The organism is Myxococcaceae bacterium JPH2 (genome assembly GCA_016458225.1).
Classification (GTDB): Bacteria; Myxococcota; Myxococcia; order Myxococcales; family Myxococcaceae; genus Citreicoccus.
In genome coordinates, this window is record JAEMGR010000012.1 from 1 (window position 1) to 18,255 (window position 18,255).

14 protein-coding genes are annotated in these 18,255 nt (G+C 70.8%); 6 read left to right on the plus strand and 8 right to left on the minus strand.

Annotated features, from left to right (window positions below):
- Together JGU66_19600 and JGU66_19605 are read right to left on the minus strand one after the other, a co-directional pair.
- Positions 1-1,348 (minus strand): AMP-binding protein (locus JGU66_19600; GenBank protein ID MBJ6762976.1); only part of this gene is annotated, 1,348 nt, incomplete at its 3' end.
- A gap of 304 nt (positions 1,349-1,652) precedes the next feature.
- Positions 1,653-2,177 carry a hypothetical protein gene (locus JGU66_19605; GenBank protein ID MBJ6762977.1) on the minus strand — a complete coding sequence of 175 codons (525 nt, stop codon included), beginning with the start codon at positions 2,175-2,177 and terminating at the stop codon, positions 1,653-1,655.
- Between the two features lie 326 nt (positions 2,178-2,503).
- Here JGU66_19605 and JGU66_19610 point away from each other — a divergent pair, with 326 nt between their 5' ends.
- Positions 2,504-5,629, plus strand: a complete 3,126-nt coding sequence (locus JGU66_19610) for a tetratricopeptide repeat protein (protein ID MBJ6762978.1) — start codon at positions 2,504-2,506, stop codon at positions 5,627-5,629.
- On the plus strand, positions 5,626-6,513 hold the full coding sequence (locus JGU66_19615; GenBank protein ID MBJ6762979.1) for an RNA polymerase subunit sigma-70: 888 nt from the start codon (positions 5,626-5,628) through the stop codon (positions 6,511-6,513). The genes JGU66_19610 and JGU66_19615 overlap by 4 nt, the downstream gene beginning before the upstream one ends.
- 3 nt (positions 6,514-6,516) lie before the next feature.
- Here the strand turns inward: JGU66_19615 and JGU66_19620 are convergent, their stop codons facing one another.
- Together JGU66_19620 and JGU66_19625 are read right to left on the minus strand one after the other, a co-directional pair.
- Complete coding sequence (locus JGU66_19620; protein ID MBJ6762980.1) at positions 6,517-7,242, minus strand: hypothetical protein; 726 nt, start codon at positions 7,240-7,242, stop codon at positions 6,517-6,519.
- Between the two features lie 201 nt (positions 7,243-7,443).
- Positions 7,444-8,679, minus strand: coding sequence for an APC family permease (locus JGU66_19625; GenBank protein MBJ6762981.1), 1,236 nt, complete (start codon positions 8,677-8,679; stop codon positions 7,444-7,446).
- Positions 8,680-8,860: 181 nt separating this feature from the next.
- Between JGU66_19625 and JGU66_19630 the strand changes: the two genes are divergently transcribed.
- Both JGU66_19630 and JGU66_19635 read left to right on the plus strand, forming a co-directional pair.
- Positions 8,861-9,373: a DUF2007 domain-containing protein gene (locus JGU66_19630; protein MBJ6762982.1), complete on the plus strand. Its 513-nt coding sequence runs from the start codon at positions 8,861-8,863 to the stop codon at positions 9,371-9,373.
- Positions 9,374-9,427: 54 nt separating this feature from the next.
- Positions 9,428-11,608 carry a DPP IV N-terminal domain-containing protein gene (locus JGU66_19635; protein MBJ6762983.1) on the plus strand — a complete coding sequence of 727 codons (2,181 nt, stop codon included), beginning with the start codon at positions 9,428-9,430 and terminating at the stop codon, positions 11,606-11,608.
- A gap of 10 nt (positions 11,609-11,618) precedes the next feature.
- Here the strand turns inward: JGU66_19635 and JGU66_19640 are convergent, their stop codons facing one another.
- Positions 11,619-12,275, minus strand: coding sequence for a hypothetical protein (locus JGU66_19640; protein ID MBJ6762984.1), 657 nt, complete (start codon positions 12,273-12,275; stop codon positions 11,619-11,621).
- Positions 12,276-12,521: 246 nt separating this feature from the next.
- On the opposite strand from JGU66_19640, the gene JGU66_19645 reads away from it, so the two are divergent.
- Complete coding sequence (locus JGU66_19645) at positions 12,522-12,776, plus strand: hypothetical protein (GenBank protein ID MBJ6762985.1); 255 nt, start codon at positions 12,522-12,524, stop codon at positions 12,774-12,776.
- A 27-nt stretch (positions 12,777-12,803) separates the two neighbouring features.
- On the opposite strand, the gene JGU66_19650 is transcribed toward JGU66_19645, so the two are convergent.
- Positions 12,804-14,429: a glucosyltransferase domain-containing protein gene (locus JGU66_19650; GenBank protein MBJ6762986.1), complete on the minus strand. Its 1,626-nt coding sequence runs from the start codon at positions 14,427-14,429 to the stop codon at positions 12,804-12,806.
- Positions 14,430-14,582: 153 nt separating this feature from the next.
- Between JGU66_19650 and JGU66_19655 the strand changes: the two genes are divergently transcribed.
- A complete protein-coding gene (locus JGU66_19655; protein ID MBJ6762987.1) occupies positions 14,583-15,722 on the plus strand; it encodes a hypothetical protein in 1,140 nt (379 codons plus the stop codon).
- 15 nt (positions 15,723-15,737) lie between these two features.
- Here the strand turns inward: JGU66_19655 and JGU66_19660 are convergent, their stop codons facing one another.
- Positions 15,738-16,703 carry an endonuclease/exonuclease/phosphatase family protein gene (locus JGU66_19660; protein ID MBJ6762988.1) on the minus strand — a complete coding sequence of 322 codons (966 nt, stop codon included), beginning with the start codon at positions 16,701-16,703 and terminating at the stop codon, positions 15,738-15,740.
- Positions 16,704-16,803: 100 nt separating this feature from the next.
- Positions 16,804-18,081 (minus strand): alpha-amylase, encoded by a 1,278-nt coding sequence (locus JGU66_19665; protein ID MBJ6762989.1) that lies wholly within the window; start codon positions 18,079-18,081, stop codon positions 16,804-16,806.
- Between the last annotated feature and the right edge of the window lie 174 nt (positions 18,082-18,255).

An 18,255-nucleotide genomic window follows, 5' to 3' on the forward strand; every position in this document is an offset into this window, starting at 1 on the left:
CGGCGACCTCTTCGCCGAGCATCGGATGCGGCAGCGCGAACGCAAGGGCTTGCTGCACGGCGGGGTGTTCCAGGAGCACCGTGTCCACCTCCAGCGGGCTGACCTTCTCACCGCCTCGGTTGATGAGTTCTTTCAGTCGCCCGGTGAGGCGCAGGTATCCGGCGGCGTCGAGCGTGCCCTGGTCGCCCGTGCGGAACCAGCCTTGCGTGAAGGCCCGAGCGTTGGCCTCGGGATTGTTCTCGTAGCCGTCCATGACCCCGGGGCCACGGATGACCACTTCGCCGAGCGCGCCGGGCGGCAGGAGTTCGCCCGTGTCTCCGAGGATGGCCACTTCGGGACCGGAGGCGATGCCCACCGAGCCGGGATATCGCGGGCGAGGTGGCAGCGGATTGGAGGCCATCTGGTGCGAGGCTTCCGTCATCCCGTAGCTTTCGATGACGGGTACGCCGAAGGTGGACTCCAAGCGCTCCATCACGACGGGTGGGAGCGAAGCGGAGGAGGAGCGCAACAGGCGCAGGCGGCCCGCTTGGATGACGGCTGCGTGACGCGTCGCGCGCTCGAGGATGGCCTGATGCATGGTGGGCACGGCCGTGTACCAGGTGGGCCGTGCCTCTTCGAACCAGGAGAAGAACCGCAGCGCATTGAAGCCGGGGGTGCACACCACGCTCGCGCCTGCGCTCAGGCTCGCGAGCACCGCGGCCACGAGGCCGTGGATGTGGAACAGCGGCATGATGTTGAGGCACACGTCCTCGCGACGGAGCGCCAGGGTCTCGGCGATTCGCGTCGCGGAGGCAACGAGGTTCCGGTGTCTGAGTGGCACCAGCTTGGGCCGCGCGGTGGTCCCGGACGTGTGCAGCATGAGCGCTACATCCTCGGGCTGTGCGAAGCCGGGCCTGGGGGCCTCGGTGTTCGTGGTCGTGTCCGGTTGCAGCGTGAAGGTGCCTGTGGGGCCCTGGCTATCGACGCACAGCTCCAGCACGCGCAGGCTATGTCTCGCCGCCACGGCTCGTGCCGGACTGTCCATTCCCTGGGGAATGATGAGCGCCCGAGCGCGCCGGTCGGTGAGGGAGAACTCGAACTCCTCTTCGCGGTAGGCCGGATTGAGGGGAGCCGTGGTCGCGCCGCAGGCCACGGCGACGAACGCGGTGGCTGCCTCGGGGCCATTGGGGAGCACCAACGCGATGCGGTCGCCTCGCCCCAGCCCCAGCTCATTCAGCGCGCGCACCGTACGGTGGATGAGTTCTCTCAGGCCGCCATGGGTCAGCCCTGGCTTTCCTGGCGCGCTCACCGCGACGTCCGAGTCCGCGCCGCGCGAGAGGAGCCCCATCAAGGTGTCCGCGAACTCCATGCCGCCTCCGTCGTTCCATCCGTGCCGGGCTCGGGCTGCTCTACGTGCGACAGGGCTCGGACCGGGTTGCTCACCTGCGAGCGGTGCGGGGACTGATCCCGAACAAGCCTGAGCCTACTCGCGCGGTGCTCCGCCGACGACGGATGTCCGTGGGGCTGCTCCCGCGAGGCCAAGGCGCTCGTCCTCGGACGCTCATCGCGAGTTCGTTTGCCGTCCCGCGGTCTGCGGTCGCTCCGCGCGAGTTCGTGAAGCTCACGGTGCTCGCGCTGGCGCCTGTGCCTCGACGTGGTGCGTTCGCTCAGCGCTACTTCGAGAGCAGCACGGAGAGCGCCGCGATGCGCTGGGCCTCGGGGGCGCGGTCGAGCGTCTCCGGGATGATGAGCTTCACGGGTGACTCGCGCCGGTCTCCGCACGCGCGCCAGCCGATGTACTCGTGCTTGTCGTGGGCGATGAGGTCGTAGCTGCACGCGCCCACGTTGCCGATGAGTTCCTCGGGACTCAGGGTCAGGTGCGAGGGCTTGCCGCCGAACGTGCCGTTCGCGGCCACGGACTCGGGCTCCTTCTGCAGCCGCAGGTCCACCGGGCCCTTGCCCGTGCTCCCTTGGATGCGAGTCCCCGCGACCTTCAGGTCCACCGGCTGGCCGTAGGCCTGCCCGCGCACGGCGGCCTGCGACAGGTCGAGCTGTAGCTCAGGGCTGGTGATGGTTCGCGGGGTGACTTCCGCCGTGACGTTGAAGTTGGGCGCGCTCAGCTCCAGGCGCTTCTCGGAGCGGGCGAACGCCAGGCTCCCCACGAGCAGCGAGGCGGCGACAATCCGGACGATCTTCATGGCCCAAAACTAGGCCGTGGCAGCTCGTGCCACCGGGGCCGCTTCACCGGCCGCTCGGAGGGCGACGCGGACGAGCAGGCCCTTCGCGCCAGAGGGGAGAGGGCGCCTGGCCCACGGTCCGCGGGGGAGGGGAGAGTCCCCCGGGACCGGGGCGCCCTGGGAAGCAGGGCTCGGGAGCGGTGCCTTCAGGGAGGAAGGACAACCCACTCCTGAAGAGGCCCCCAGCCTTCGCGCATCCCAAAAAAATGATTTCCCCCTGGGGGGAAGTTGCCCTCCCTGATGCGGAACCCTCCGTAATTTCTAGGTTCTGATACTTTGGGGGGCCGATGGGTTGCCCGGACGAAACGACGCTGAGCGACTTCCTGGTCGGCGCGCTCTCGGAGGAGCGCCGGGCGTCCGTGCTGGCGCATGTGGAGGGCTGCCCGTCCTGTCAGCGCGCGCTGGCGGCGGCGGAGGACTCGCCCCGGCTGGAGGTGCCCTGGACGGACCCTCCCGCGCTGCTCCAGCGCGGGGCCCTGTTGGCGCGCTACGTCGTGCTCGAGCCCATTGGGGTGGGGGCCATGGGCGTGGTGTACGCGGCCTACGACCCCGAGCTGGACCGCCAGGTGGCGCTCAAGCTGCTGCGCCCCGAGGGCCGGCACATGGAGGAGCTGCGGATGCGGCTCTTGCGCGAGGCGCAGTCGCTCGCGCGCCTCTCGCACCCCAACGTGGTGGCCGTGCATGACGTGGGCGTCTGCGGCGACGGCATCTTCCTGGCGCTGGAGCTGGTGGAGGGAAACACCCTGGCGGATTGGGTGAAGTCGCCGCGCCCGTGGCCGGAGGTGCTGCGCATCTTCCTGGACGCGGGGCGGGGGCTCGCGGCGGCGCACTCGGCGGGGCTGGTCCATCGTGACTTCAAGCCCGCCAACGTCCTGGTGGGCAAGGACGGGCGCGTGCGGGTGACGGACTTCGGTCTGGCCCGACCCTCCAACCGCGGCGGTCCTCCGGTCGCGGCCCCCGTGGCGGTGCCTCTCCCGGCGGAGGGCGGAGGGGCGGACGCGCTGTTGACCCGCACGGGCGCGCTGCTGGGCACGCCCGCGTACATGGCCCCGGAGCAGCTCATGGGCCGCGGGGCCGACGCGCTGTCGGACCAGTTCAGCTTCTGCGTGGCGCTGCACGAGGCCCTCTATGGCCTGCGCCCGTTCGAGGGCGTCACCCCCGAGGCCCTGGGCGAGGCCGCGCTCGCCGGTCGGGTGCGCCCGCCACCGCGTGACAGCCGCGTGCCCGCCTGGGTGCGCGCCGTGGTGTTGCGCGGACTGAGCCCCAAGCCCGAGGACCGCTTCCCTTCGATGGAGGTGCTGCTCGGCGCGCTCACTCGTCACCCGGTGCGCCGCGTGGGGCTGTGGGCGACGGCGGTCGCGTTCGCGTGTCTGGTGGGCGTGGGCGTGGGTTACGGCGGCGCGCACCGCCGCGAGGTCCGCTGCGAGCAGGAAGCGGAGAACCTCGCCCGGGTCTGGGGGCCGGCGCAGCGTGAGCGCGTGCACTCGGCCTTCCTCGCCACTGGCAAGCCCTACGCCGCCTCCGCGTGGGAGACCATCTCCGCCGAGCTGGACGCGCACGCGGGCCAGTGGCGCGCGCTGCGTACCGAGGCCTGCCTCGCGACGGGAGGCTCCGCGCCCGAGGCGGCCTGGCAGACCCAGGCCTGCTTGGACGCGCGGCTGTGGCAGCTCGCCGCCATCACCGAGGTGCTGGAGAACGCGGACGCGCAGACGGTCCAGAACGCGCAGCAGATGATCTCCTCCTTGGAAGGACTGGAGGGGTGCCGCGACGCGCCGGTGCTCTCCACCCGGCCTCAGCCGCTGGAGGCGCTCCGTCCCAAGGTGGATGCGGCCCGCCGCAAGCTCGCCGAGGCGCGTGCTCGCATGGAGGCCGGGCGTCACGCCGACGGCATCGTGCTGACCACGGCGCTGCTCAAGGACATCGCGAGCATCGACTACCGCCCGCTCGAGGCCGAGGTCCTGCTGCTCCATGGCCACCTGCACGGCATGGCCGGCAAGCTCACCGAGGCGGAGGGCATCCTCTACCGCGCGCTCTGGGCGGCCGAGGCCAGTCGCGACGACGAGACCGTGGCTCGCGCCTGGATCCTCCTCATCTGGGTGGTGGGAGATCAGCTCGCTCGCGTGGGAGAGGCGGACCGGTTGGCCCAGCACGCCCGCGCCGCCGTGGATCGGCTGGGGCGTGACCGCTTCCCCGCCATCGCCACGGACTTGCATCTGCGACTGGGTGGCGTGTGGCTGGTGGAGGGCCGGCTGGAGCGCGCCGCCGAGGAGTTCACCGAGGGCCTGGCCCTATCGCGCAAGGCCTATGGTCCGGAGAGCCTGCGCACCTCCTACTTCGTCTCAGGGCTGGGCCGGGTCCGCTCGCGCCAGCTCCGGTCCGCCGAGGCGCTCACGCTGTACCGCAAGGCCCAGGCGCAGCGCGAGGCCATCTGGGGACCGGACCATCCCGGGCTGGCGCTCAACCTGAGCAACATCGCCGCGGAGCTGATGGCCCTGGGGCGAAGAGAGGAGGCCATCTCGGTGTGGCGCCGCTCGCTGGCGCTCCTGGAGGCCTCTCGCGCGGCGGACCATCCCAGCCTGGCGGCGCCGCTCAACAACCTGGGCTCGGTGCTGCGCGTGCTGGGCCGGCTGGACGAGGCGCGCGAGTACTTGACCCGAGCGGTCGCCATCTTCGAGCACAGCAAGGGGACCGACCACCCGAACACGGCCATCGCGCTGTCGGGCGTGGGCATGGTGGCCTACGACTCGCAGCACTTCGAGGAGGCCCTGTCCTATCACCGGCAGGCGGTGGAGCGGCTGCAGCGCGCGTTGGGCGCGGACACGTCCCGGGCCGCGCCGTCGCTCATGTACATGGGGATGGCGCAGCAGCGCCTGGGACGCAACGCCGAGGCGCGGCGCAACATGCTGCGCGCCTTGCAACTCTGGGAGACGGAGAACGGGCCGGAGAGCGCCACGCTGGGCTTCGCGCTCCGTCCGCTGGCGCACCTGGAGCTGGCCACCGGCGTACCCAAGCAGGCGCAGGCCCACTGCGAGCGGGCCTTGAAGCTCGATGAGAAGGCGCAGGGCGCCGAGTCCCCCGATGTGGCGTTGGATCTCGCGTGCGTGGCGGAGGCGCAGCTCCAGTCGGGCGCGGTGGACCCCGCCGTGCCGTTGTTGGAGCGGGCGCTGCGGGTGCACACCATCGCCTCGCGGGATCCTCTCGACGAGGGCTGGGCCACCTTCCTGTTGGGGAAGGCCTTGGCCGCGCGAGGAGGACCTGGCGACGCGGAGCGCGCCACCGAGCGGGTGGAGTCCGCGCGAGCCTGCATGACGAAGCTGGGCGTGCGCGCCACCTTGGAGCTGAAGGAGGTGCAGGACTGGTTGGCCCACCCGCCCGAGGCCCCCTCCCTTGCCCGACACGAGGTGACTCCATGAGCCAAGCCCGTGACTCCCTGGTGGCGGTGTTTCGGGCGCGACTGCCCGCCACGCGTCAGTCCGAGCTGGACGCCGTGGAGGGCTTGGAGGCGCGGCTCGCGGAGTTGGTGGAGAAGGCCCACACGGCGTGGCCCGAGCTGGAGATGCGCGGAGCGGTGTTCATCGAGCATGTGGCGCGCCACCTCCCGTCGGCGCCCGTGCCGGATGCGCTGGGCCAGCTTCACGTGGCGGACCTCTATCTGGCGTGCGCGTGCGCCACGGGAGAGCGCCGGGCGCTGGCCGCCTTCGAGCAGCACGTGTTGGAGAAGGTCCCTCCTCGGCTGGGCGCGCTGCCTCCCGCCACCGTGGACGAGGTGCTCCAGGTGATGCGCCAGCGCCTGCTCCTGGGGCGTCCCGACGCGCCCGCGAAGATCGCGGACTACTCGGGGCGGGGGCCGCTCTTGGCGTGGGTGCGCATCATCGCCACGCGCATCGTGGGGGAGCTGGCGAGCCAGGACGGACGCCAGGAGCTCTTCGACGAGCCGCCCGAGGCGCTGGCGCGGATGTTCTCGCCGGACGACCCGGAGCGCGCGCTGCTGAAGGAAGACACGCGGCAGGCGCTGGCGGAGGCCCTGCGCTCGGGACTGGCCGCGCTGTCCGAGCGGGAGCGCGCGCTCCTGCGGCTGCACCATGTGCACGGCCTGACCATGGACCGCCTGTCCACGATGTATGGCGAGCCGCGCTCGAGCGTGGCGCGCAAGGTGACGCAGGCGCGCGAGCGGTTGTTGAAGTTGATCCGCGCGGCGCTGGCCTCGCGCACGCAACTGGAGGGCTCCGAGCTGGAGAGCCTCCTGGGGTTGGTGCGCAGTCGTCTGGACTTCAGCATCCACCGCTGGATGGATTGAGCCTCAGCGCGCGGCGCGGTCTCGACCCGGCTGAGGTCGAGGCGCATCCGCCGACTCGCCCGCGAGCGCCTGGGTGATGCGCTCCGGGGACCAGCGCGGATCCAACACGGGGCAGAAGTAGCCCGGCCCGACCTGCTCGCGCACGGCCCAGGCGAAGAAGTCTCGCGCCACAGAGTGGACCTCTTCGGGAAGGAAGAGCACGGCGACGTCGTACTCGGTGAAGCGCAGCAGGCCGGGGACGCGCCATTCCCGCTCCCAGTCGAAGCGGTAGCTGTAGGGCGCGTTGTGGGTGTCACCCTGGATGTCCACGAATGGCGTCATGGCCCAGAGCGGCTCGCGCGACGCGTCCGGCGCCGCGAGCGCCTGTTGGAGCTGCTGCTTCATCGCGAGGTGCGCGGGCGAGCCGTATTGGACATACCAGACGGGGCCGCCACCTTGGGACAGCACGTAGCTCTTCCGGAACGCAATGCCATACAGGCTGCGCCGCTCGACGAGCCGGCCCAGTTGATCGAACGGAATCTCGCTGAAGCACACGGAGCGTTGGCGCTCGGCCACCGAGGGCTCGCGCCGCGCGATGCCAAAGCCCTCCGCGCCGGGGATGAGCGTGCGCATGCCCAGGATGCTCATCATGTTCTGGTAGGCGTCGTCGTACGGCGGCCCGGGCCTCGTGAAGTGCACCACGAAGTCGGACATGTCCCGCCACTGTGAATTCGCTTGATAGCCGAGCATTGCCGTCGACCCCCGCCGTCGACTGTTCCGGAGCACGTCCCACGCGGCAAGCCGTTCTTCCCACGCCCCTTCGCGGTCGCTCGAGGCACGAGCCAGCGGGCGCGACCGTTGTGTGCCTTCGCCGCCAGGGGACCGCGAGTTCGCAGGGCAGGAGTGCGACCGAGCGGTGCTCCTGCTTCTCGCGCGCGGGCCCGCCCGGCGTCACCCCTCGCGGGCACGCGTCAGACGCATCAGTCCCAGTCCCGCGAGCACCGTGATGCTGGCGACCATCGCCTCGCGGGCACTCGCTCCCGCGATGACGAGCGTCGCGCCCAGCACGAGCGTGGGCAGCGCCAGCAGCGCATGCGCGGGGCGCAGTCCCCGTTCTCCACGCCGAGCGAGCACCGCCAGCGCCGTGGCCGTCACGCCGTACTGGAGCAGCACCGCGATGCTCGACAGCGCGAAGAGCTCCGACAAGTCCCCCAGGTTGACGAACAGCACCACCAGTCCCCACGTCACCGCGAGCGCTCGCGTGGGCACTCCCGCCGCCGTCATGTGCTCCAGCCCCAGGAGCGAGCGCGACCCCGAGGCGAGCGCGGACAAGTAGCGCGGCGTCGTCACCAGCATCCCCAGACAGATGCCGAGCGCGGAGACACTCGTGCCCAGGCCCACCCACTCTTCCATCCTCGCGCCGCCCCACACGCCCGAGGCCGCCGCCAACGGAGCGGTCGCCTGCCCGAGCTGGGGCAGGGCCGCGACGCACGCCCACACCAGGCCCACGTAGAGCCCGACGGCCGCGAGCAGCGAGCCCACGGTCGCCAGCGGCACGGTGCGCTCCGAGGACCGCACCTGTCCGGCGATGACCGGGACGATCTCGAACCCCTGGTACGCGAACATCACCGCCAGCCCCGCGCGCAGCCACGAGGCCCCTGACTCCGCGGGGACGAGCGCCACACGAGGCCCACCGGCCATGACGAAGGCGAGGATCAATCCGGCGAGCGGCAGCAGCTTGAGCACCGTGAGCGTGGTCCACGCGCGAGCCGAGACGCGGATGCCCGAGGCCACCACCGCCGCGAGCACCGTCGCCAACCCCGTGGCCAGCGCGCGCTGCCCCACGGCTTCCGAGAGCCCCAGTGAAGGCGCCAGGGCCCGCGCGAGCCCGGCCACCACGGCGGACGTGCTGAGGAACGCGCTGACGTACGCCACCCAGCCCACGAGGAACGACGCGCGCTCCCCAAAGGCCGCGCGAGCGAAGACGACCGGACCTCCATCCGCGTCGAAGCGACGGCCCAGCACCGCGAAGGCGAGCGCCACCGGTACGAGCGCCAATCCCGTGAGCGCGAACGCGAGCACCGCGCCGCGCCCGGGGGCCAGCGCGGCCACCTCGGCGGGCGCGAAGAAGATGCCCACGCCGACGATGCCGTTGACGCCGAGCGCCAACAGCTGCCACGGCCCCACAGGGCGTGTCTGGGACGGAGTCGCGGCGGTGGCGAGTGTGGGCACGGCGGAGCAGTTCACTACGGACGCACCCGCGCGCGCCATCCCCTGCGACGTCTGCGGTTGACGCTCTTGGCGTTTGCCTTCAGGCTCCGCCGGCCGTCGTGGCTCGGGCAGAGGGGCTGGCCCAAGGGGAGGGTGGATGGACGTCGTTGCGTCGCAGTGGGTGCCGCTTCACGCCTGCGCCGATGAGCCCGAAGCCGCGGTGATTCGCTCGCTGCTCGAGGCTCACGGCATCGCCTGTGTCGTCCGGGGCGGACACCATCGCGCGATGCTGGGCGCGCTGGGCAGCTACATCGAAGTCACCGTGCTCGTCACCGCAGAGGACCGCGCGCGGGCGCGCGCCCTGCTCGACGCCGAGGACATGGAGGCTCCGCCGTCCTCGGAGTCACCAGGCGCCCTGGCGGATGGGGTCTGCGCCGTCCATGGCGCGAGCGCCACGACGACCTGCACGCGCTGTGGGGTCTTCCTCTGCGAGCAATGCACGCGCGCCGCAGCGGGGCGCTGCGAGGACTGCCAGGACCGGGCGAGCGAGACGGGGGAGCAGCGCCGCGCGAGGCGACGCAAGCTGGCGGCATGGTTCATCATCCTCTGCATGGTGATGCCTACGCTCGTGAGTCTGTGCGTCCTGACGCTGCGCAAGCTGTTTCAGTGAGCGGTGGGCGAGCGCCCATCGGAGTCATTCTTTCTCAGGGTCCCCGAGGTCCTCATGCGAAGCCTCCTCGTGTTGCTTGTCATGCTGTCCACCCCGGCCCTGGCCCAAAGCCAGACGCCAGCGGGTCCGCCGTCGTTTCTCCGGCAGTTCGCGGAGACGCGCATGTTCAACAGCGGGCGCCCCGTGGCGGCGAGCATCTCGCCCGACGAGAAGACCGTCTATTTCCTGCGCGCGCCGCCCCGCTCCAACGTCATGACGCTGTTTGCCTTTGACGTGGCGACCGGCCAGACGCGCGAGGTGCTCACCCCCGCGACCGTGCTGCACGGCGCCGCCGAGACGCTGAGCCCCGAGGAGCGCGCCCGGCGCGAGCGCATGCGCATGTCCTCCGCGGGCTTCAGCTCGTATGAGCTGTCCGAGGATGGCACGAAGGTGCGGCTCACGCTGTCGGGCCGGGTGTACGTGGTGGAGACCGCCACCCAGAAGGTGACGGAGCTGCCGCTGGAGCCGGGCGTCCTCGTGCCCTCGTTCTCGCGAGACGGCAAGCAGGCGGCGTTCGTCCGCGACAACGATGTCTATCGCGTGGACCTGGCGACGGGCCGCGTGCAGCGCGTCACCAAGGGCGGCACGGCGGCCAGGAGCCACGGCCTGGCCGAGTTCATCGCCCAGGAGGAGATGGGCCGCTTCGAGGGCTACTGGTGGAGCCCGGACGCCAAGGCCATTGCCTTCACCGAGTCGGACACGAGCGGGGTGGAGAAGCGCACCTTCGTGGACCCCATGTTCCCCGAGCGCGGCGGTGAGACGCTGTCCTATCCCCGCGCGGGCACGCCGAACGCGCAGGTGAAGCTGGGCATCGCGTCGCTCACCGGCGGCGCGACCGTCTGGGTGGACTGGGACGCGAAGGCGTATCCGTATCTCGCCACCGTCACGTGGCCCAAGAAGGGACCGCTGACCGTCCTGGTGCAGAGCCGCACCCAGACGGAGGAGCTCTTGCTCGCGGTCGATGAGAAGACGGGCAAGACGCGCACCCTGCTGACCGAGCGCGACGCCGCGTGGGTCAACCTGGATCAGCCCTTCCCCAAGTGGCTGGACGACGGCAGCGGCTTCCTCTGGTCCACCGAGCGCAACGGTGCGCCCGAGCTGGAGCTGCGCGCTCCGGATGGGAGCCTCGTCCGCTCGCTGGTGAAGCCTGACGCGGGGTATCGCGCGCTGGTGAACTACCAGCCCCAGGCGGACATCGTGGACTTCCTCGGCGGCCCCAACCCCACCGAGCGCTACCTGTACCGCGTGACGCGGGGTGGGGCGCCCACGCGGGTGACGTCCGGCGGCCCGGCCGTGGAGTCCGCGCGCACCAGCGCCCAGGCGGGCCTCTTCGTCATCACGTCCGAGGGGCTCACCCAGATGCGGCGCCAGCGCATCGTCCGCGCGGACGGCACCGAGGTGGGCGTGCTCCCCTCGCTCGCCGAGGAGCCCTCCTTCACCCCGACCACGGAGGTGCGTCAGGTGGGCGCGGAGAAGTTCTGGACCGCCATCACCCGGCCTCGCGACTTCCGTCCTGGCGTGAAGCTCCCCGTCATCGTGGAGATCTACGGCGCCGCCGTTCCGCTCGTGCAGCACGCCATGGCGCGCAACCTCCTGTCCCAGTGGATGGCGGACCAGGGCTTCATCGTCGTGAAGTTCGACGGGCGTGGCACCGCGCTGCGGGGAAGGGATTGGGAGCGCGCGCTCAAGTATGACTTCGGGGGTGTTCCGCTGGATGACCAGGTGACCGCGCTGCGCGCGCTGGCCGCCGAGGTTCCCGAGATGGACCTGCGGCGCGTGGGCATCACCGGCTGGAGCCACGGCGGCTACATGTCCGCGATGGCCGTGCTCAAGCGACCGGATGTCTTCAAGGCCGCGGTGGCGGGAGCGCCGGTGGTGGACTGGCGGGACTACGACACGCACTGCACCGAGCGCTTCCTCGGGACGCCGCAGGAGCACCCGGAGGCCTACGAGAAGACCTCGCTGCTCACCTACGCGAAGCAGGACAAGCCCATGGGCAAGCTCCTGCTCATCCACGGCACGAACGACGACAACGTCTTCTTCCTCCACTCGCTGAAGCTGTCGGACGCGCTGTTCCAGGCCGGCAAGGCGCACGAGCTGCTCCCGCTCGCGGGCTCCTCGCACATGCTGTCCAATCCCGCGGTCAGCGAGCGGCAGTGGCAGCGCGTGATGCGCTTCTTCCAGGACAACCTCTGAACGGCGCGCCCTACGCGTCGGTGGCCTGGAAGCGGGGCCACAGCTCGGCGGTGATGCCCGTGCGCGCGGTGATTCGGCCGCCGACACGGGTGACGCGCTCCAGGTTGTAATACAGCGTCCAGTCGCCGCCCCGGTTGAAGCCAAACACCCGGGCCTGCGAGCTGACGTGGAGATACTGGGCCGGGCCGAACTGCGAGGTCGGCTCGCCCTTCTTCCATCCCGGCAGAAAGCCAGACATCACGGTCTCCAGCTTCCCGTAATACTTCGTGTACACCTTCATCTGGTGCACGGCGGTGGCCGCGAACTGCTCCTCCACCGTCTTCGACGCGTCGAATGCGACGACGAGCCGGGGGGAGTCATAGTTGGCGTGAGCGACCAGCGGCTTGCGCTCCAGTCCATTCACATACAAGCAACAGCCATTGAGCGGCGCGGTGGCGAAGAACTCCGTCTCCGCCGTGGCGTGCAAGGTCAGGTGATAGGCCTTGCCGGTGCTCCAGGGCAGGAAGTACGCGCGCACCTTCTTCGAGACGGGCGCGGACTGGAAGATGCTGAAGAAGCCCGTGGGCGCGGGGGGCGCTTGGAACGCGACATCCAGGCCGCCATCCCCGAGGTCGCGAAGGTAGAGGTCCCTCACGTTGTGTCGCGCTGCGTATTGCAGCGTCGCCATCTCCTCGCTCTCCACCACCAGCTTGCCCGCGGCGCTCTCCGTCTTGTTGCCGACCTTGTCGTCTGGGACTTGTTGCCGACCTTGTCGTCTGGGATGCGCACCGTCCGGGTGCCGAGATACGCCACTGGGTCTTTCTTGAACTCACTCCACTGTGTCGCATTCATGCGCGGCCCCGGGCTCCCATTGCCTGACGACGGAGTCCCGTCATCTTATCCGGGGGCATTTCTCACAAAAGGAGCTTTGCCCATGTTGCGACGAATTCTTGTATCGACGCTGCTCGCGGCCGGTGTCTCGCTGGGGTGTGGCGGAACCGAGCCCGTGGCGGACGAGTCCACGACGGGGCAGCAGAAGGCGGGGCTGGTGGATTCGTGCTCGCGGCTCCAGGGCCGTGGCTGTGGCCCGTTCTCGGAGCTGCCGTGTGTCTTCAGCGACGGGACGCCCGGCACCTGCTACTGCCAGGACATCCCGTTCAATCAGTGGCAGTGCACCACGCTGGACTGAGGTGAGGCCGCGGAGGGCGGCGAGACTTCAGCCGCCCTGCCGCATCTTCCGCATGTCGATGAGGATGTCGTAGTTGCGCGGCTCGGGGAGGTTGGGGCCCGCGGCGAAGCGGTAGAGGTGGCTCGGGTCGCGCTCCAGCGGGAAGCGCTCCTTCATCAGGGCCTTGAGCATCTCCTTGGCCACCCACTCGGCATCCACGGAGACCGAGCCGAACTCGTCCAGGTAGCGGCGCGGGGCGGACGTGTCCGTCTGGCGCGCGGTGAGCACGAAGACGCGCGACTGCTTCGCGGGCTCCACCTGCCGCGCGCCTTGCTCCATGAGCGCCAGCTCGCGGGCCTGGGGCAGCGCGAACAGCTCCAGGGACTGACGGTGGGCCAGCAGCGCGCCGGCCCCGACGAACAGCGCCAGCACGCTCGTCATGACCCACGGCCCGCGCCGAGGCCAGCAGCTCCCCAGGTTCATGAGCGAGCCGGCGACGAACACGCCCCACACGCCCGTGAGCGCATAGAGCGTGCGGTAGGTGGGCCACCGCTCGAAGGCGAGGAAGCTGACCGAGTACGCCGCGGCGGAGAGCGTGAGCAGCACGAGCAGCCAGCGTCCGCCCCCGCGCAGGCCCCCGCGGCGAACCTCGACGGCGAGGCCCACGGCGAGCACGGCGAGCGTCGCGGCCACCATGAACTCGGAGCCCGCGGGCATCCCGGTGGGGGTGTCGTTGAGGGCGATGAGCGCCAGCGCGTTGGGCAGCACGTGGGTGATGGCCCACAGCGTCTTGTCCACCCAGTGGGTCTCGAACGCGATGCGCGGCGAGGGCGTCACCATGCCCGTGAGGAAGAGCGTCTTGGTGACGGCGAACGCCATGAGCAGGCCCGCGCCCATGATGGTCAGGTGGCGCATGAGCCAGCGCATGGTGTCGCGGAAGTGGTCGTCGTGGCGCAGCACCAGGACGGCCGCGAGCAGCACGGCGTAGACGAGCCCGCTGGCTTGATAGATGAGCGTGGCCACCGCGATGACGCCGGCCGCGGCGATGCGCCAGCCCACGCCGCCGGTGGCGGGCTCGGAGGGCGGGGGCAGGCCGCGGCGAGCCAGTCCGAAGGCCGCCACGCCCAGCACCAGGGCCACGGCTTGCGGCCAGCAGATGCCCCAGCTCGCGATGACCTGCGCGGAGGGCGTGAGGGTGAGCAGCGCGGCGAGCAGGGCCGAGGTAATCAGGGGCCAGCCCTCGCGGCGCAGCAGCAGGAAGAGCGAGGCGCCGAGCAGGCCCAGGCCCACGACGCCCAACAGGCGCAGCCCGCTCAAGCCATCGATGGTGTTCGCGGCGTGCGCGGACCGCTCGAGGAGCCAGCCGTAGATGGGGCGCCCCTGGGAGGCGAGCACGCGGGGAATCTTGCCCGGGTCCTCGCGCGCCTCGCGCAGGATGGCGTAGTCATCGCGCAACCCGTAGCGATGGAAGACCGCGCTCCCATAGACAACCAGCGGAAGCACGAACAGCAGGGTGGCCAATGCCAGCACGCCCGAGTCCGGGCGGCGGTGATGACGTATCGGAAGAATGGGAGACCTTCTGAAGAGCGGCGCGACACTACCAGGGCGCCGCAGCGGCTGGCGTGCTTGTTGTGGTGCCTCGGGTGTCACGACAAAGCATGCTGAGAGTCGCATGCCCCTCCGACAAGTGGCCCGGCGAACGCCTTGCGTGACAGCCCGCTGACCGGTCGCGGATTATCGTTTGTATTCCAAGGGATGGCCCCAGGCGCGGGGCGAGCCCGGCGCGGCGGGCGGGGGGCTGACGGGCCGTGTGCTATGTCGGGCCCCATGCGCGCGCTTCTCCTGGGACTCATCCTGGTGGCGGTGGCGGTGGCGGGGGCGGCATGGCAGCGCGGTGTGGCCGTCCGGCGGCTGCCTCCGGACTACGACGAGCTGACCTATCTGCCCGTGGCGTATCGCTACGAGGCGATGCTGTCGTCCGGTCACTGGGGCGAGGTGGCGACGTTCCGCGAGAACTTCGAGCATCCCCCGCTGGTGAAGCTGCTCTTCGCCACGGAGCTGTGGGTGACGGGTGCGCCCGAGCCTGAGTGGAAGCAGGTGGAGGTGGGGCACCCCCTTCCCGCGGCGGCGGTGCCTGTCTTCCGCGTGACGCGCGGCCTGTCCGCGGTGATGGGCGTGCTCCAGGTGGCGCTGGTCGCGGTCGTCTCGGCGCCGGGCGCGCTCCTGCTCGCGTTCGACGCGTACCACGCGAAGTACACGTCCCAGGCCTATCTGGAGGCGGTGCCGGGCCTGCTGGCCGTGTGGGCGGTGCTCGCCTTCGAGCGGGCGCGGCGGACGGCTCCGGGTTCGGCGCGCGCGTTCCGGTTGGGGCTGCTCGGCCTCTCGGGCGTGCTGCTCGGCGCCGCCGCGGCGTGCAAGTACCCCTATGGGCTGGTGATTGGGCTCACCCTGGTGCCCTTCCTCGGGCTGCCCACGCGCGCGCGGCTCGGGGCCTGGGCCGTGTTCGGAGCGGCCACGCTCGCGGCGTTCCTCCTGCTGCATCCGGCGCTGTGGTCCTCGCCCGTGGCCAATCTATGGGAGTCGGTGACCTTCCATTGGAGCTACTCCCAGAGCGCGCACGTCCAGCGCGCGGCGCTGCCCTGGTACCAGCCCTGGCTCTACCTGACGCACGCGGAGCCGGTGCGGTGGCATGACGGCGTCTTCCTGACAGGCGCGGTCGCGTGGCTGATGGTGCCCCTGGCCGTGGTGGGCGTGCCCCGCGCGGCGCGCACGCGTCCGGTGTGGCTGGCGTGGGCGGGCGTGGGCCTGGTGTTCCTCATGGTCTGGCCCACGCGCTGGCCCCAGTACCTTTTGCTCGTCCTCCCGGCGCTGTCGGTCTGCGCGGGCCTGGGCGTGGAGACGCTCGCGGCGCAGGTGCGGCGCGCCTGGAGGAGGCGCGCGGGGCTCGCCCTGCCGCCGACCGCCTGAGGGCCGCGGTCGGACTCAGGGCGCCGCGTACTGGAAGTCCGCGAACACGGCGCCGTGGTCCGAGCCACCCAGGCCGCTCCGGTCGCGCGCCACGCGGAACGAGCCGGGCACGTACGCGCCGCCGCTGCGCGCCAGGTACAGGTGGTCGATGGCCTGCAATTGCCCGTTGTAGGCATACGTCCAGGTGTCCCCGCTGGGCCTGTCCGCGGCGACGCGTGACAGCGCGCCCCCAGCCTCCAGCGCGACGAGGGGCGGCGAGCCGGGCACGTCGTTGAGGTCCCCGCCGAGCACCACCAGCGCACGCGGCGACGCGGCCGCGGTGGCGGAGACGATGGTGCGAGCCCCGTTCGCCTCGGCCTCGCGGCGGCCGGGATCGTCGCTGACCTTCGAGCGGAAGTGCGCCGGGAACACGATGGTCTCGCCGCCCTTCGCGCTCACGTGGACCTCCAGCAGGTCTCGCGAGAAGCGCGTCGAGGTGCCATCCGGACGGGTGAGCACCTCCCGGTAGTGACTCGTCACGCGGGTGATGGGGAACGCGGAGAGCACCGCGACGTCCACCGAGGCCGGCGCTCCCGTCTCGCCCAGCACCGCGTGAGGGTAGCGCGGCAGGAGGGCCTGGAGCGCGTCCAGCGAGGCCTGCGTCTCCACCTCCTCCAGCATGACGATGTCCGCGTCGAGCGAGGCGATGGCGGTCGCGAGCTGCTGCACCTGCAGCGCGAAGGCCTCGGGAGAGGGCAGGGCCTCGTAGTTCGAACCGCCGCACGCGGCGGAGTCGCACACGGTGTCGAACAGGCGGTGCACGTTGTAGGCGGCGATGCGGATGACGTCTGCGCGGGCGACCGGAGGAGTCGGCGGGGGACACGCCTCGATGGCGCACGGGTCCACGTCCTCGGGCTCTCGGGCGATGGAGCGCCCGTCACATCCCGCCGCGGCGAGGAGGAGTCCGAACCACGCGCCGACGCGACACAGGAGACGAGCCATGGGGCTGGCAGCGTAGCACCCGCTTCGGGGGCCTCGGCCTGGCTCGGGCGCCCCGCGAGCGGTAGGGCTCGCGAGGCGTCCGGGACTTTCTGGACCGCGACTACTGCGTCCAGACAGCGTAGTTGCTGCCCGAGGTGGCCAGCGTCCAGCCCGCGCCGGGCGTCCACGCGCCGGGGCCAATCTTCATCGCCACGCTGCCGCTGTTGCCCGTGATGATGGCGGCGTAGCGGCTGGTGTCCGCGACCACGATGTTCACGGCCGACGTGGACGTGATGCCCTTGGCGCGCCGCACCTGGATGAGCTTGTTGATCTCCGGCGCCTGGTTCCAGTCGTAGTAGTGCACCCAGTACACGGTGGGCACGCCAGGGTGGGTCAGGATGTAGGCATAGCCCTGCATGACCTTGTCGCTGGGGAACGGCCAGTGGTTCTGTCCGCCGCTCGGGTAGCTGGGGCCGGTGTCGTGGTTGTCGATGAACGTCACCGTCTTGGCCGGCCACCAGCCCATCGCGCCCGCGGGCTTGCCCTGGCTGTCCTTGAGTCGCCAGAACTCGTTGTACTGCACCGCCTGCTGGAGCAGTCCCTTGGTGGTGAAGTCGAACGCCGCCGAGCGCCCGCCCGTGGCATCCAGCCAGTTCATGATGAGCTGACGGTGCGCGTCGGGGTTGGCCAGGTTGAGGTCGGTCCACAGCTCGCCCACGGAGAAGTAGGGCGACGTGGCCGCGTTGTACTGGCCCACGTAGCTGCCCGCGTAGCCCTTCACGTAGTCGTAGCGCCAGCCGTCGTACCCGATGGTCGTCTTCATCCAGTTGAGCCACGCGATGAGGTCCGTCTGGACGAAGGCCTTGCTGTGGTCGATGTCCCGCGCCGCGCTGAAGCCGTCGCCGGAGTCCGCGCCGCCGCACGCGCCGGTCCACTCGTCGCCGGCCACCACCGCGTTGCAGCCCCACGTGGGGAAGGTGAAGTCCGCCCAGCCAGTGGTGCCCACGCGGTGGTTGATGACGACGTCCGCCAGCACGCGCACGCCCTGGCCGTGCAGCGCGGCGATGGCCGCCTTCAACTGCGCCTCGGTGCCGTAGGCGCTGTCCTGCACGGAGAGCCGGCGCGGCAGGTAGCCCTCCAGCGAGGCCGCGTCACCCGACGGCGGCAACCACACCATCGTGAAGCCGCCCGCCGCGATGCTCGAGGCGTTGGTCTGGATGACGTTCCACCACGGCTTCGTCTCCTGCGAGCGCCAGTGGAAGCCCTGCAACATCACCGCGCTGCTGTTGCCGTCCAGCTCGCCCGCGCTGGCCGACATGGCGAACAGCCCGGCGAACAACCCGACGCACAGCGACACCCCCACCGTCCACGCCCGATGCATCACTCGCTTCTTGTCCATGAACGACTCCCACGTTTGAGAGGCGCGCGGGACCTATCGCTGGTTTTCAAGTAAATCACGTTGTTCAAGTTGTAAATCGTTGGCGGCGTGCCGAGCGGGGGCCGGCCAGGGGCGGACCGGAGCCGTTCAGGACAGCGCCCCGACCGCTCGGTCGCTCGGTTCGAACCGGAGCCC

Excerpts from the sequence above, each read along its gene's own strand:
- JGU66_19605 (MBJ6762977.1), bottom strand. The coding sequence starts at position 2,177 with ATGAAGATCGTCCGGATTGTCGCCGCCTCGCTGCTCGTGGGGAGCCTG.
- JGU66_19610 (MBJ6762978.1), top strand. The coding sequence starts at position 2,504 with ATGGGTTGCCCGGACGAAACGACGCTGAGCGACTTCCTGGTCGGCGCG.
- JGU66_19615 (MBJ6762979.1), top strand. The coding sequence starts at position 5,626 with ATGAGCCAAGCCCGTGACTCCCTGGTGGCGGTGTTTCGGGCGCGACTG.
- JGU66_19620 (MBJ6762980.1), bottom strand. The coding sequence starts at position 7,242 with ATGCTCGGCTATCAAGCGAATTCACAGTGGCGGGACATGTCCGACTTC.
- JGU66_19630 (MBJ6762982.1), top strand. The coding sequence starts at position 8,861 with ATGGACGTCGTTGCGTCGCAGTGGGTGCCGCTTCACGCCTGCGCCGAT.
- JGU66_19635 (MBJ6762983.1), top strand. The coding sequence starts at position 9,428 with ATGCGAAGCCTCCTCGTGTTGCTTGTCATGCTGTCCACCCCGGCCCTG.
- JGU66_19640 (MBJ6762984.1), bottom strand. The coding sequence starts at position 12,275 with ATGGCGACGCTGCAATACGCAGCGCGACACAACGTGAGGGACCTCTAC.
- JGU66_19645 (MBJ6762985.1), top strand. The coding sequence starts at position 12,522 with ATGTTGCGACGAATTCTTGTATCGACGCTGCTCGCGGCCGGTGTCTCG.
- JGU66_19650 (MBJ6762986.1), bottom strand. The coding sequence starts at position 14,429 with ATGCGACTCTCAGCATGCTTTGTCGTGACACCCGAGGCACCACAACAA.
- JGU66_19655 (MBJ6762987.1), top strand. The coding sequence starts at position 14,583 with ATGCGCGCGCTTCTCCTGGGACTCATCCTGGTGGCGGTGGCGGTGGCG.
- JGU66_19660 (MBJ6762988.1), bottom strand. The coding sequence starts at position 16,703 with ATGGCTCGTCTCCTGTGTCGCGTCGGCGCGTGGTTCGGACTCCTCCTC.
- JGU66_19665 (MBJ6762989.1), bottom strand. The coding sequence starts at position 18,081 with ATGGACAAGAAGCGAGTGATGCATCGGGCGTGGACGGTGGGGGTGTCG.